Source organism: Pseudomonas sp. NPDC096917, from assembly GCF_044762555.1.
Taxonomy (GTDB): domain Bacteria; phylum Pseudomonadota; class Gammaproteobacteria; order Pseudomonadales; family Pseudomonadaceae; genus Aquipseudomonas.
In genome coordinates, this window is sequence record NZ_JBIWEO010000019.1 from 1 (window position 1) to 13,826 (window position 13,826).

The 13,826-nt window shown below is 57.5% G+C and carries 13 protein-coding genes and 1 pseudogene; 6 read left to right on the top strand and 8 right to left on the bottom strand.

Features of this window, described 5'->3' with window-relative positions; all coding sequences use genetic code 11:
- The 4 genes and pseudogenes from ACIQYF_RS19565 to ACIQYF_RS19580 all read left to right on the top strand — a co-directional run.
- Positions 1-1,816 (top strand): RHS repeat-associated core domain-containing protein (locus tag ACIQYF_RS19565; protein ID WP_402865121.1); only part of this gene is annotated, 1,816 nt, incomplete at its 5' end.
- An 11-nt stretch (positions 1,817-1,827) separates the two neighbouring features.
- Entirely contained in the window at positions 1,828-2,238 is a 411-nt protein-coding gene (locus tag ACIQYF_RS19570; protein WP_402865123.1) for a hypothetical protein, read from the top strand.
- Between the two features lie 114 nt (positions 2,239-2,352).
- Positions 2,353-2,583: pseudogene (locus ACIQYF_RS19575) on the top strand (PAAR domain-containing protein); the annotation flags it as partial.
- Positions 2,584-2,831: 248 nt separating this feature from the next.
- Positions 2,832-2,984 (top strand): hypothetical protein, encoded by a 153-nt coding sequence (locus ACIQYF_RS19580; protein WP_402865125.1) that lies wholly within the window; start codon positions 2,832-2,834, stop codon positions 2,982-2,984.
- 560 nt (positions 2,985-3,544) lie between these two features.
- Here ACIQYF_RS19580 and ACIQYF_RS19585 read toward each other — a convergent pair.
- The 4 genes from ACIQYF_RS19585 to glyQ all read right to left on the bottom strand — a co-directional run bounded on the left by ACIQYF_RS19585 (position 3,545) and on the right by glyQ (position 7,941).
- Positions 3,545-4,315, bottom strand: a complete 771-nt coding sequence (locus ACIQYF_RS19585) for a lysophospholipid acyltransferase family protein (protein ID WP_402865127.1) — start codon at positions 4,313-4,315, stop codon at positions 3,545-3,547.
- 77 nt (positions 4,316-4,392) lie between these two features.
- On the bottom strand, positions 4,393-4,929 hold the full coding sequence (gene gmhB, locus ACIQYF_RS19590) for a D-glycero-beta-D-manno-heptose 1,7-bisphosphate 7-phosphatase (protein WP_402865129.1): 537 nt from the start codon (positions 4,927-4,929) through the stop codon (positions 4,393-4,395).
- A gap of 7 nt (positions 4,930-4,936) precedes the next feature.
- Positions 4,937-6,991 (bottom strand): glycine--tRNA ligase subunit beta, encoded by a 2,055-nt coding sequence (glyS, locus tag ACIQYF_RS19595; protein WP_402865131.1) that lies wholly within the window; start codon positions 6,989-6,991, stop codon positions 4,937-4,939.
- Complete coding sequence (glyQ, locus tag ACIQYF_RS19600) at positions 6,988-7,941, bottom strand: glycine--tRNA ligase subunit alpha (RefSeq protein WP_003437964.1); 954 nt, start codon at positions 7,939-7,941, stop codon at positions 6,988-6,990. The genes glyS and glyQ overlap by 4 nt, the downstream gene beginning before the upstream one ends.
- Before the next feature lie 81 nt (positions 7,942-8,022).
- Here glyQ and ACIQYF_RS19605 point away from each other — a divergent pair, with 81 nt between their 5' ends.
- Positions 8,023-8,580, top strand: a complete 558-nt coding sequence (locus ACIQYF_RS19605; protein ID WP_402865134.1) for a DNA-3-methyladenine glycosylase I — start codon at positions 8,023-8,025, stop codon at positions 8,578-8,580.
- Between the two features lie 119 nt (positions 8,581-8,699).
- On the top strand, positions 8,700-9,587 hold the full coding sequence (locus ACIQYF_RS19610; protein WP_402865136.1) for a lysophospholipid acyltransferase: 888 nt from the start codon (positions 8,700-8,702) through the stop codon (positions 9,585-9,587).
- A 106-nt stretch (positions 9,588-9,693) separates the two neighbouring features.
- On the opposite strand, the gene ACIQYF_RS19615 is transcribed toward ACIQYF_RS19610, so the two are convergent.
- The 4 genes from ACIQYF_RS19615 to fmt are packed head-to-tail and all read right to left on the bottom strand — an operon-like array spanning position 9,694 to position 13,676.
- Entirely contained in the window at positions 9,694-10,008 is a 315-nt protein-coding gene (locus tag ACIQYF_RS19615; protein ID WP_402865138.1) for a tetratricopeptide repeat protein, read from the bottom strand.
- Positions 10,009-10,018: 10 nt separating this feature from the next.
- Positions 10,019-11,395, bottom strand: a complete 1,377-nt coding sequence (trkA, locus tag ACIQYF_RS19620) for a Trk system potassium transporter TrkA (protein ID WP_402865140.1) — start codon at positions 11,393-11,395, stop codon at positions 10,019-10,021.
- A gap of 23 nt (positions 11,396-11,418) precedes the next feature.
- Positions 11,419-12,729, bottom strand: a complete 1,311-nt coding sequence (gene rsmB / locus ACIQYF_RS19625; RefSeq protein WP_402865142.1) for a 16S rRNA (cytosine(967)-C(5))-methyltransferase RsmB — start codon at positions 12,727-12,729, stop codon at positions 11,419-11,421.
- Positions 12,726-13,676, bottom strand: coding sequence for a methionyl-tRNA formyltransferase (gene fmt, locus ACIQYF_RS19630; protein WP_402865144.1), 951 nt, complete (start codon positions 13,674-13,676; stop codon positions 12,726-12,728). The genes rsmB and fmt overlap by 4 nt, the downstream gene beginning before the upstream one ends.
- Positions 13,677-13,826 lie beyond the last annotated feature (150 nt).

Sequence of the window (13,826 nt, forward strand, 5' to 3'; positions counted from 1 at the left end):
CGGCAACGGCAACCTGCTACAGGCCAGCAACCTGCACAGCCGCTTGCAGTGGTTTCATGATGCGGCGGGTAACCTGCTGCGCGAACACCAGCACTACCTTCATCAATCAATCCCCACCGTCTGCGTGTGGCAGCACGAATACGACCCCCTGAACCAGCGTATCGCCACCACCCGCCCGGATGGCCATCGCGTCAGTTGGCTGACCTACGGCAGTGGCCACGTCCTGAGTCTTAAGTTCGACGAACACGAACTGGTCAACTACGAGCGCGACGACCTGCACCGTGAAATTGCACGCCACCAAGGCAACCACCTGCTGCAACGCCAGAGCTGGGACCCGGCCGGACGCCTGCAAGCACAACTACTGAGCCGCAGCGACGACACAGCCAGCCTGCTCAAGCGCGATTACACCTACGACCACGCCAGCCAACTGACCCGCATCAACGACAGCCGCCGTGGGCCACTGGCCTATCGCTACGACCCCGTTGGCCGTTTGCTCAGCGCCACCAGCCGCCTGGGCGAAGAAACCTTCGCCTTCGACCCGGCGGGCAACCTGCTCAACGAAAAACAGCAACAGCCACAAAGACCGCTAGAGCAAGACCCCAAACGCAGCACACTCATGGACAACCTGCTGCGCGAATACGTGGGCACCCACTACGCATACGACGAACGCGGCAACCAGACCAAACGCCTGTACAACGGTCGATTGAGTCAACTGCAATGGGACCTGTTTGACCGCCTGGTGGCCTTCAACGACGACCGCCTGAGCGTGGACTACTTCTACGACGCCCTTGGCCGTCGTATCGCCAAACACTCAGAAGCGCACTACCGAAACAACCCCCAAGCCGGATCGGGTTGGAACATCAACCAACACGCGCGCAAACAACGCGAACTGGGCTGCGACCACACCTTATACGGCTGGGACGGCGACACCCTGGCATGGGAAAACTGCCCGCCGCTGCTCGAGACCGACACCGGCCGCACCGTTCACTACCTCTACGAACCCGGCACCTTCGTGCCCGTGGCCCAGGCCCTGCGGCACGGCAACATCCGCCTGCTCAAACAGCCCGACTACAGCGGCGAGTACAGCCAAAAAACCGACCCGCTGTGGACCTACACACCCGTCGCACAAAAAATCGACGTATTGAGTTGGTACCACTGCGACCACCTCGGCACCCCGCAGGAAATGACCGACCAGAACGGCCAAATCGTCTGGAGCGCAGACTACAAAGCCTGGGGTGAAATCCTTGAACACCGTTCGGACACGGCCAAACAACAAAGCCTGAACAACCCGATCAGGTTCCAAGGCCAATACCACGACCACGAGACAGGGCTGCACTACAACCGCTATCGGTACTATGATCCGAGGGTGGGACGGTTCATCAGCAAAGACCCGATTGGGTATGCGGGTGGGTTGAACCCGTTTGTGTATGCGCCAAATCCAGTGGGGTGGGTTGATCCGCTGGGGCTTAGCCGAATTAGCAAACAAGGACGCTATCACGGACCAAAACCCAACTATCAGAACCCCGGCCATCATGACCTCACATCAGGAAACTTCAGAGGCGGGGGATCAAAAACATCACTAATCCCCCAAAACGCAGAGCAGCTTTACAAGCGGGCAATACCTGACTCCGAAGGGAAACATTGGTATGCCATGGACTCCGATGGTGTGATTCACCGGTTCGGGAATAGCAATGACGGAAATGTTCACTGGAACGGAGACTCATCGCAGGGGCGCGGAGTCCAACTCCCACCCGAAGTCGAAAGAAGGTTCAACGCGATGAGAAAAGACTGTATTTGCGGAGTAAAGAAAAAATGAAGGAAGTATTCGTGCAACTGGATACATTTCTCTCAAACGACAGAAAGCATATATTCTCAAGATGCCAATTTGTGTTCGCATCAACAATAATTGGAGATTTTGATCAAGTCACTTTAACAAACACTATGATAGGTGCATTTGAAGATATAATCACGCGCCTAAACAAGTACAAAGTTAAGAAATGCACTCTCAACAACCTAAGCAGAGAACTCATATCATTGGTATCACAAAATATTAGAAATTCCTGCCTACCAATTGGCATTGAAAGCTTCGACGGGGATCAGGCAGCTTTTTTTATCATTGAAAACGAAGAAATAATGGCACTTAAACCATGGAACTCAAAGAATATTTCAGTAGAAAAAATTACACTATTTCAATACAAGCATGAAATTATAAAAATAACTAAAAAACTAAAAAACTAAAAAATCAAAAAAAACGCCTACTGACCTGCCAATCATCTTAAGTGCATGGAACATACTAATATTCAGAGCGAATATAATTAAACGAGCTAAAGATTTTATCTTGGCTACACCGCCGACCACGGCGAATTAGTGATCGAAACCATCCCCAACACCCTCCTCAATTGCAAACCCATAGCAGGTAAAGGCAACTTGGTAATGTACCCCTTGGGCAAGGGATCACTCCCGATTGTTGCGGGTAGTAGCACCTATTCAGTCAACAGCATTCCGGTGGCACTCGTCGCCATGAAAACCTCCTGCGGAGGTAGCCTGATTGCGAATGGCTACCACGCATTGGCTCACCGCTAACCACACAACTCATCACTCTTTAACAACCCAACATCACCGACATTGGACAATGTATCGCCCATGTCAGCGTACTTGTTGAACCGCGACCCGCTTGGACGCCTGACCGCAAGCCACGCCGGACATAAGGGGGACGAAAATGGCAAACCGAAACCTTCGCCTTCGACCCGGCGGGCAACCTGCTCAACGAAAAACAGCAACAGCCACAAAGGCCGCTGGAGCAAGACCCCAAGCGCCTGCACAACGGTCGATTGAGCCAACTGCAATGGGACCTGTTTGACCGCCTGGTGGCCTTCAACGACGACCGCCTGAGCGTGGACTGCTACTACGACGCCCTTGGCCGTCGTATCGCCAAACACTCAGAAGCGCACTACCGCAACAACCCCCAAGCCGGATCGGGTTGACTCATCTATAGACAAACAAAACGCAGCACTAATAGATGATTGATTCAGTACTTAAGACCCTTGAAGGCATGCTGAAACTAGCCCGCGGGCCTGCAGGCAGGCTTGTCGCAGGCGTATAAGCACTCGAGGACGCCGCTCTCATGGCGTTGCTTGCGACGCTAACTTGGGGGGGCAAGCAAGGTTCTTGGTGTTGGCTGTGTGACGGCGAAAGCAATGGTTTTAAAGACTGTCCGATTAGCGCCGGGTCAATCAATGAGCCCAGTTAGTCGACCGCGCGGTGGGTTGAGGCGATGTTGCCTGTGCGCGCAACGGCGCGAACAAGCCGAAAAAAAATCCGAGACCACTACAGAGGCATCGGATTTTGATTTTTGACGGCCAAAGGTCAAGCTAGCTAGCTTTACTGACTGGCATTCAGCACAAGATCGTTTTTTATACCTTAGAAAAACTTATGCACGTTTTTTGCTAAAAAGTCATACCTTGAAATAAGCATTTAAATCATAAGGTTACGGCTGTTTTTACAAAGAAATCCAAAACTTGTGCACAAGTTATCCACAATTCGATCAGCTTGCGGTTGTCTCTTCTGGTACGGCGAGAGGTGGTAACGAACCCATGGCCCGTTGAGCGTCTTCATTCCAGGCTTGTACCCGGTCATTGAGCTCAGCAATGGCCCGTGGGCCGCTGCCATTGGCGTACATCGGCTCACCGATCACCAGCTCAATCGTGCCTGGGCGTTTGGCCCAGCCAGTCTTGGGCCAGTACTTGCCCGCATTGTGTGCAATCGGTAGCACCGGCAACTCGGCGTTCACGGCCAAGGCTGTACCGCCTCGGGAAAACTTGCCGACCTGACCGTACGGCACGCGTGTGCCCTCCGGAAAAATAAGCACCCAAACGTTGTCCTTGAGCAGCTCATCACCCTTTTTGGCGATGTGTTTGAGCGCTGCCTTTGGGTTCTCGCGGTCGATGGCAATCGGACGCAGCATCGCCATCGCCCACCCAAAAAACGGCACGTACAGCAGTTCGCGCTTGAGCACCTGACTCAACGGCTGAAAGTAGGCCGAGAGAAAAAATGTCTCCCAAGTACTTTGGTGGTTGGCCAGAATCACGCACGGGCGCTCAGGGATGTTCTCAGCTCCGGTGACCTTAACGTTGATGCCCAGAAACACCCGCGTCAGCCACAACGCGCAGCGGCACCAATACACGTTAATAAAGCGATAACGTGCCGGAAAGGACAAAAAGGGAGCGACAAAAAAACTCAGTGAGCACCACAGCAGAGAACTGGTGCCCAGCAGCAGGTAAAAGAAAAAAGTTCTGATGGCCTGCAGTATCGACATAGCGACTTTTACCGTTGCGGATAAAGCACGATTGAACAATTTGGCGCGCAGCGAGCTGGCGCGTGTTCAACCCTGCTTTATTTGTGGATAAGTTCTGCGGCGACTGCCGCCAGATCGTCAAATATTAGGGTATTAACCGGTAACACTTTGGCCAAAGTTTGTAGGCCTTTTCCGGTTTTTACCAAAACGGGCTGAGAATCGACGGCGTGTGCAGCCTGTAAGTCACCCAAACTGTCACCGACAAACCAACATCCGGCCAAATCAGCGCCGTAATGTGCGGCAATGGCTTGCAACATGCCCGGTTTGGGCTTGCGGCAATCGCAGCCTGCATCGGGACCGTGAGGGCAATAAACGATGAGACCGACCTCACCACCCTGCTCGGCCACCAACGAACGCAAGCGCTCGTGCATGGCGTCCAGGGTGGCGATGTCGTAATAGCCGCGGGCTATGCCGGACTGGTTGGTCGCGACTGCGACCGTCCAGCCCGCCTTGCTCAACTGCGCAATGGCTTCAATCGCGCCGGGAAGCGGGATCCACTCCTCGACAGACTTGATGTAAGCGTCGGAGTCATAATTTATGACGCCGTCCCGATCGAGAATCAGCAGTTTCAACATTCAGCCCTTAGCTCAGCAACGAAATATCAGCAACGCCCAGGAACAGGCTGCGCAACCGCGCCAGCAACGCGTAGCGGTTGGCGCGCACACTGGCGTCTTCAGCGTTGATCATCACCGCTTCAAAGAACGCATCCACCGGCTCGCGCAGCGAGGCCAAGCGGGTCAGTGCTTCGTTGTACTGACGGGCAGCAGCCATAGGCTGAACCGCTTCGTCGGCTTTCTGAATGGCCGAGTACAGCGAGAACTCACTGGCGTTGTCGAAGAACTTGGCTTCAACGTTCGTCGAAATCTTGCCTTCAATCTTGCTCAGCAGGTTCGATACGCGCTTGTTCACAGCGGCCAGCGCAGCAGCTTCCGGCAATTGACGGAACGCTTGAACGGCTTGCACACGCTGATCGAAGTCCAGTGCCGAACGCGGCTGCAACGCACGTACCGACAGGTAAGTCGCCACGTCCACGCCTTCGTCTTCGTAACGTGCGCGCAGGCGGTCGAAGATGAATTCCAGCACTTGATCCGCCAAACCGGCCGACTTGATCTTGGCGCCGAACGCCGACACGGCGAAATTCACCGCTTCGGTCAGGTCGAGGTCGAGCTTCTTGTCGATCAGGATGCGCAAGATACCCAGCGCTGCGCGACGCAGTGCATACGGGTCTTTGCTGCCGGTAGGCAACATGCCGATACCGAAAATGCCGACCAGGGTGTCGAGCTTGTCGGCGATTGCAACCGCCGCACCGGTCAGGGTGGTCGGCAGTTCAGCGCCAGCACCGCGCGGCATGTACTGCTCGTTCAGGGCCAGTGCAACATCTTCGGGTTCGCCATCGTTGAGGGCGTAGTAGTAACCGGCAACACCTTGCATTTCCGGGAACTCGCCGACCATTTCGGTGGCCAGGTCGCACTTGGACAGCAAGCCTGCACGGGCTGCGCGCTGAGCATCACCGCCAATGCGGGGTGCGATGAACGCGGCCAGCTTGGACACGCGCTCGGCCTTGTCGAAAACGCTGCCCAGTTGCGCCTGGAACACCACGTTCTGCAGGCGCAGGTTGAAGCTTTCCAGCGTCTGCTTTTTGTCTTGCTTGAAGAAGAATTCAGCATCGGTCAGACGCGGGCGAACCACTTTCTCGTTACCCGAGATGATTTGCTTCGGGTCTTTGCTTTCGATGTTGGCCACAGTGATGAAGCGCGGCAGCAGCTTGCCATCAACGTCCAGCAGGCAGAAATACTTCTGGTTGTCCTGCATGGTGGTGATCAGGGCTTCTTGCGGCACATCCAGGAAGCGCTCTTCGAACGAGCACACCAGCGGCACAGGCCATTCAACCAGCGCGGTCACTTCGTCGAGCAGGCTTGGCGGCACGATGGCTGTGCCTTCCTGCATCGTTGCCAGCTCGGCCACACGCTTGGAAATCAGCTCGCGACGCTCATTGAAATCTGCCAGCACGTGGGCGTTGCGCAAGTCTTCGAGGTAGTTGGCAGGCGCGGTGATGCGCACGTTTTGAGGGTGGTGGAAGCGGTGACCACGGGAGTCACGGCCAGCCTTTTGCGCAAGGATGGTGCAGTCGATCACTTCATCGCCCAGCAGCATGACCAGCCATTGGGTTGGACGCACGAACTCTTCTTTGCGTGCACCCCAGCGCATGCGCTTAGGAATGGGCAGGTCGTTCAGCGAGTCTTCCACGATGGTCGGCAGCAGGCTGGCGGTCGGCTTGCCGACGATCACCTGGCTGAAACGCAGTTTCGGACCGCTTTGATCGATTTCGCTCAGCTCAACGCCGCACTTCTTGGCGAAACCAAGGGCTGCTTGAGTCGGGTTGCCTTCAGCGTCGAACGCCGCCTGACGTGGTGGGCCGTCGATGTTGATGTTGCGATCAGGCTGTTGCGTGTCGAGTTGGGTCAACAGCACGGCCAGACGACGCGGCGCGGCATAGACTTTTTTCGCGCTGAAGTTCAGACCGGCGCTTTGCAGGCCTTTTTCGATACCGGCCAAGAATGCTTCGGCCAGGGTATTGAGGGCTTTTGGCGGCAGTTCTTCAGTGCCCAGTTCAACCAGAAAATCTTGAGCACTCATTGTGCAGCCTCCAACTTAGCCAACACTTCATCACGCAAATCAGGTGGCGCCATCGGGAAGCCCAGCTTGGCGCGTGCTTCGAGATAGGCCTGTGCGACCGAACGTGCCAGGGTTCGCACACGCAGAATGTACTGCTGGCGTGCCGTCACCGAAATAGCCCGGCGCGCGTCCAGCAGGTTGAAGGTGTGCGATGCCTTGAGCACCATTTCGTAGCTTGGCAGCGGCAGCGGCTGGTCGAGTTCGATCAGGCGCTTGGCTTCGCTTTCGTAGAAATCGAACAGCTCAAACAGTTTGTCGACGTTGGCGTGTTCAAAGTTGTAAGTCGACTGCTCGACTTCGTTCTGGTGGAACACATCGCCGTAGGTCACTTTGCCGAACGGGCCGTCAGTCCAGACCAGGTCGTAGACGGAGTCCACGCCTTGCAAGTACATCGCCAGGCGCTCAAGGCCGTAGGTGATTTCGCCGGTTACCGGGTAGCACTCAATGCCGCCCACTTGTTGGAAGTAAGTGAACTGAGTGACTTCCATACCGTTGAGCCAGATTTCCCAGCCCAGACCCCAGGCGCCCAGTGTTGGCGATTCCCAGTTGTCTTCGACGAAACGGATGTCGTGAACCAGCGGGTCCAGGCCGATGTGCTTCAGGGAGCCCAAGTACAGCTCCTGGAAGTTTGGCGGATTGGGCTTCAATACCACCTGGAACTGGTAGTAGTGCTGCAAACGGTTCGGGTTTTCGCCGTAGCGGCCGTCAGTCGGGCGACGACTGGGCTGCACATAAGCGGCGTTCCAGGTTTCTGGGCCCAGAGAGCGCAAAAACGTGGCGGTATGGAAAGTGCCGGCGCCCACTTCCATATCGTAGGGCTGAAGCACCACACAACCTTGCTCGGCCCAGTATTGCTGGAGGGCGAGGATCAAGTCTTGGAAGGTACGCACTGCTGGCGTAGGCTGGCTCACAAATTCACCTGTTTCTTGGGCTGCGATTTAAAGAGCGGGAGTATACCCGATTCGGTCGCGCCTCCACCTCTTGGAGCCTATATGCCACGTTGTTTCTGGTGCCCTGACGACCCGTTGTATGTGGCCTATCACGATCAAGAGTGGGGCGTGCCGTTGCGCGATGCGCATGGGCTGTTCGAGTTGTTATTGCTCGAAGGGTTCCAGGCGGGTTTGTCATGGATCACCGTTTTGCGCAAACGCGAGCACTATCGCAAGGTCATGTTCGGCTTTGATGCGCAGCGTTTGGCGGTCATGACTGACGCAGAAATAGAGGCCTTGTTGCTGGATCCGGGGATTGTTCGCAATCGCTTGAAAGTCAACGGTGCACGGCGCAATGCCCAAGCCTGGCTGGCCTTGAAAGACCCGGTGGCGTTTTTATGGTCGTTTGTGGGCGGCCAGCCGAAGATCAACCATTTCACCGTACGCCATGAGTTCCCGGCCGTGACACCCGAAGCCGAAGCCATGAGCAAAGCGTTGAAAAAAGCTGGATTTACATTTGTTGGCCCAACCATCTGCTACGCCTTCATGCAGGCCAGCGGCATGGTCATGGACCACGCCACCACGTGCGACCGCTACGCTGAGCTGTCCAACGCCGGGTAGAATGTCTGCCCTACGCAAACTTTGTGGGAGCTGTCGAAGGCTGCGATCTTTCAAATCAAAAGATCGCAGCCTTCGGCAGCTCCCACAGGGTATTTACGATTTTTGTGAGAGAAAACCCTGTGGAAAAGTTTAAAGGCGCCTTGCTGGTCGGGGCTTTAAGGGCGTTTGCCATGCTCCCGTGGGGCGCGGTACAACGCGTGGGCTCGGCCATCGGCTGGTTGATGTGGAAACTGCCCAATCGCTCCCGCGAAGTGGTGCGCATCAACCTGGCCAAATGCTTCCCTGAAATGGACCCGGTTGCCCGTGAGCAACTGGTCGGCCAAAGCCTCAAAGACATCGGTAAAAGCCTGACCGAGAGCGCCTGCGCCTGGATCTGGCCCGCTCAGCGCTCGATTGACCTGGTACGTGAAGTCGAGGGCCTGGACGTGCTCAAAGACGCCCTCGCCTCGGGCAAAGGCGTGGTCGGTATCACCAGCCATTTGGGCAACTGGGAAGTGCTCAACCACTTCTATTGCAGCCAGTGCAAACCGATCATTTTTTACCGCCCGCCCAAGCTCAAGGCCGTCGACGAACTGCTGCGCAAACAACGCGTACAGCTCGGCAATCGCGTAGCCGCGTCGACTAAAGAAGGCATTTTGAGTGTCATCAAAGAAGTGCGCAAAGGCGGCCAGGTGGGCATTCCGGCCGACCCGGAGCCTGCAGAGTCCGCGGGTATTTTTGTGCCGTTCCTGGGCACTATGGCTCTGACCAGCAAGTTCGTGCCCAACATGCTGGCGGGTGGCAAAGCGGTGGGCGTGTTCCTGCACGCGGTGCGCCTGCCGGACGGCTCGGGCTTTAAGGTGATATTGGAAGCCGCGCCAGAAGCCATGTACAGCACCGACACCGAAACAGCGTGCGCGGCCATGAGCCAAGTGGTGGAAAAGTACGTACGGGCTTACCCGAGCCAATATATGTGGAGCATGAAACGCTTCAAAAAACGTCCGCCGGGTGAGGCGCGCTGGTACTAGAAAGCCTTGTAGTCGCTGCCGCAGGCTGCGATAAGGTCCGCAGGACCTTCAAAAAGCAGGGTTGTTGCGCAACCCATCGCAGCCTGCGGCAGCGACTACAGGCTCTTTAGCCAAGCTGCTTATCCAGCTTCTTCACAAACACGGTCATTTCTTTCTCGGCCTGTTTGTCACCATGGGCCCGGGCTGCCGCAAGCCCCTGTTCCCACGCCGTGCGCGCAGCATGGCGATCCCCCGCCGCCAGATGCGCCTTGCCCAGTAACTTCCAGGCTGCGGAATACTTGGGGTCGAACGCTACGCAGCGCTGCAAATGCTCCGCCGCCCTGAGGTTATCCCCAAGGTCCAGATAACCCTTGCCCAGGCCGAAACGCAGCAGAGAGTTATCCACACCCTTGGCCAGCATTTTTTCCAGTGATTCGAGCATCTCTGACTCCTTAGAAAAAACTCAAACCCACGTGGAACAGCTTCTCCACGTCGCGAATATGCTTTTTATCCACAAGGAACAAAATAACGTGGTCGCTGGCATTGATCACCGTGGCGTCGTGGGCAATCAGCACTTCTTCGTCGCGAATAATCGCGCCAATCGTGGTACCCGGCGGCAGGTGGATTTCACCAATACGGCGGCCAATCACCTTGCTCGACTTCGAATCACCATGGGCAATCGCCTCGATGGCTTCGGCTGCACCTCGGCGCAGTGAGTGCACGCTGACAATGTCGCCCCGGCGCACGTGGGCCAGCAACGTGCCGATAGTGGCCAACTGCGGACTGATGGCGATGTCGATCTCGCCGCCCTGTATCAAGTCCACGTAGGCCGGGTTATTGATGATGGTCATCACCTTTTTCGCGCCCAGGCGTTTGGCCAGCAACGAGGACATGATGTTGGCCTCGTCGTCGTTGGTCAGGGCCAAAAACAGGTCGGCGTCGGCGATGTTCTCTTCAAGCATCAGGTCGCGGTCTGACGCGCTGCCTTGCAGCACCACGGTGCTGTCGAGCGTGTCGGACAAATAACGGCAACGGGCCGAGTTCATCTCGATGATCTTGACCTGATAACGGCTTTCGATGGCCTCGGCCAAGCGCTCGCCAATCTGTCCGCCACCGGCAATCACAATGCGCTTATAGCTTTCATCGAGCCGGCGCATTTCGCTCATCACCGCGCGAATGTTGGCTTTGGCTGCGATGAAAAACACCTCATCGTCAGCTTCAATGACCGTGTCGCCGCGCGGCGTGATCGGTCGGTCGCGCCGGAAAATCGCCGCCACCCGCGTGTCCACATTCGGCATGTGCTCACGCAGCTGGCGCAATTGCTGACCAATCAACGGGCCGCCGTAGTACGCCTTGACCGCCACCAGTTGCGCCTTGCCTTCGGCAAAGTCGATCACCTGCAAGGCGCCAGGGTGCTCAATGAGACGCTTGATGTAGTTGGTCACCACTTGCTCAGGGCTGATCAACACATCGACCGGAATCGCGTCGTTATCGAACAGCTCTTGACCGCGTGTGAGGTAGGCCGATTCGCGTACCCTGGCGATCTTGGTCGGGGTATGGAACAGCGTGTAGGCCACTTGGCACGCGACCATATTGGTCTCGTCGCTGTTCGTCACTGCCACCAGCATATCGGCATCGTCGGCACCGGCCTGGCGCAACACATTGGGCAGCGAGGCGCGGCCTTGCACGGTACGAATGTCGAGGCGGTCGCCCAAATCGCGCAGGCGATCGCCATCGGTGTCGACCACGGTGATGTCATTGGCCTCGCTGGCCAAATGCTCAGCCAGCGTGCCGCCGACCTGTCCTGCGCCGAGGATGATGATTTTCATGCCGTCATTCCCTGTTCTAGCCGTTAGCCGCGAGCGGCAGCGATCTTGATCAATTTGGCGTAGTAGAAACCGTCATGCCCGCCCTCTTGCGCCAACAGCTGGCGCCCGTGCGGTTGCTTGATACCAAACTGCCCAGCGATATCGAGCTCCCGTGCACCCGGTGTCCGGGCCAAAAAGGCTTCAATGACCTCGGTATTTTCGGTCGGCAAGGTCGAGCACGTCGCATACAGCAGGATGCCGCCGACTTCCAGCGTAGGCCACATCGCGTCCAGCAACTCGCCTTGCAAGGTGGCAAGGGCGGCAATGTCGTCCGGTTGGCGGGTCAGCTTGATGTCCGGGTGACGGCGAATAACGCCCGTCGCCGAACACGGGGCATCCAGCAGGATGCGCTGGAACGGCTTGCCGTCCCACCAGGTCGCGGTGTCGCGACCATCGGCAGCAATCAGCTCGGCACTCAGGCCCAGACGCTCAAGGTTTTCACGCACGCGCACCAAACGCTTGGCTTCCAGATCGACCGCCACCACGCCCGCGAGCTTGGGCTCAACCTCAAGAATGTGGCAGGTCTTGCCGCCGGGTGCGCAACAGGCGTCGAGCACGCGTTGACCGGGCGCCAGATCCAGCAGGTCGGCGGCCAATTGCGCGGCTTCGTCCTGCACGCTGATCCAGCCTTCGGCAAAGCCCGGCAGGTTGCGCACGTCGCACGCTTCGGCCAGCACGATGCCATCTTGGCTGTACACACACGGTTGCGCTTGGATGCCGCTTTCAACCAGCAACTGCACGTAGGCATCGCGGGTCTTGTGGCGGCGATTGACCCGCAGAATCATCGGCGGATGGGCGTTGTTGGCCGCGCAGATGGCTTCCCACTGCTGCGGCCAGAACGCTTTCAGCGACTTTTGCAGCCAGCGCGGGTGGGCGGTGCGCACCACCGGGTCGTGCTCCAGCTCGGCCAGCAAGGCTTCACTTTCGCGCTGAGCGTTGCGCAACACGGCGTTGAGCAGGCCTTTGGCCCACGGCTTTTTCAGCTTGTCGGCACAGCCCACGGTTTCGCCAATCGCGGCGTGGGCCGGAATGCGGGTGTAGAGCAGTTGATACAGCCCCACCAACAACAGCGCTTCAACGTCTGCATCGGCGGCCTTGAAGGGTTTTTGCAACAGCTTGTTGGCCAGCGCTGACAAGCGCGGATACCAGCGCGCAGTACCGAACGCCAGATCCTGGGTCAGGCCACGGTCGCGGACTTCAACCTTGTCCAGTTGCAGCGGCAGCGAACTGTTGAGCGATGCCTTGCCGTTGAGGACGGCGGTCAGTGCCTTGGCGGCTGCCAGACGCGGGTTCATTGCGCGGCGCCCAGAACGGTGCCAACGGCGAATTTCTCACGACGACTGTTGAAAAAATCACTGAAGTTCAGCGCTTTGCCGCCTGGCAATTGCAGACGTGTCAGGCACAACGCGCCTTCGCCACAGCCGACGATCAGGCCGTCTTTGCTGGCGGCGAGGATCTGTCCTGGCTCGCCTTTCGCGTCTGCCAGAGTGGCGGTCAGCACTTTCAGCGCTTCGCCATTGAGGGTGCTGTGGCAGATTGGCCATGGGTTGAAGGCACGAATCAGACGCTCCAACTCAACCGCCGGGCGGCTCCAGTCGAGGCGCGCTTCGTCTTTATTCAGCTTGTGGGCGTAGGTCGCCAGAGTGTCGTCCTGCACTTCGCCATGCAGCGTGCCAGCGGCCAAACCCTTGATGGCTTCGAGTACGGCAGGCGGCCCCAGTTCGGCCAAACGGTCGTGCAGGCTGCCGCCGGTGTCTTGCGCAGTGATGGGGGTCACGGACTTGAGCAGCATAGGGCCGGTGTCCAGCCCCGCCTCCATGCGCATCACGGTCACGCCACTTTCGGTGTCGCCCGCTTCGATTGCGCGCTGAATCGGTGCCGCCCCGCGCCAGCGTGGCAGCAATGACGCGTGGCTGTTAATGCAGCCCAGACGCGGAATATCCAGCACCACCTGCGGCAGGATCAGGCCGTACGCCACCACCACCAACAGGTCTGGCTTTAAGGCCGCAAGGTCAGCTTGCGCTTCTGGAGCGCGCAGGGTTGGCGGCTGCATGACCACAATGTTGTGTTCCAGCGCCAACTGCTTGACCGGGCTTGGCATCAGCTTTTGCCCGCGCCCGGCCGGACGATCCGGTTGGGTGTACACCGCGACGATCTCGTATGGGCTGTCGAGCAGCGCCTTGAGATGTTCAGCGGCAAATTCGGGGGTGCCAGCAAAGACGATGCGCAGTGGCTCAGTCATGGATTACTCACTTGGAATGGGGGGGACGCGCGGGAATAATCCTTCGAGATACCTGTAGCCGCTGACGAGGTACGAAGGCTGCGAACGACTGCGTAGCCGTCGCAAAACTCGGCGATAGAGTACATCAGGCATGTCCGTAGAGCTTGGATT

Coding starts and splice junctions, on each gene's coding strand:
- ACIQYF_RS19585 (WP_402865127.1), bottom strand. CDS start 4,315: ATGTCGATACTGCAGGCCATCAGAACTTTTTTCTTTTACCTGCTGCTG.
- gmhB (WP_402865129.1), bottom strand. CDS start 4,929: ATGTTGAAACTGCTGATTCTCGATCGGGACGGCGTCATAAATTATGAC.
- glyS (WP_402865131.1), bottom strand. CDS start 6,991: ATGAGTGCTCAAGATTTTCTGGTTGAACTGGGCACTGAAGAACTGCCG.
- ACIQYF_RS19605 (WP_402865134.1), top strand. CDS start 8,023: ATGCCACGTTGTTTCTGGTGCCCTGACGACCCGTTGTATGTGGCCTAT.
- ACIQYF_RS19615 (WP_402865138.1), bottom strand. CDS start 10,008: ATGCTCGAATCACTGGAAAAAATGCTGGCCAAGGGTGTGGATAACTCT.
- trkA (WP_402865140.1), bottom strand. CDS start 11,395: ATGAAAATCATCATCCTCGGCGCAGGACAGGTCGGCGGCACGCTGGCT.
- rsmB (WP_402865142.1), bottom strand. CDS start 12,729: ATGAACCCGCGTCTGGCAGCCGCCAAGGCACTGACCGCCGTCCTCAAC.
- fmt (WP_402865144.1), bottom strand. CDS start 13,676: ATGACTGAGCCACTGCGCATCGTCTTTGCTGGCACCCCCGAATTTGCC.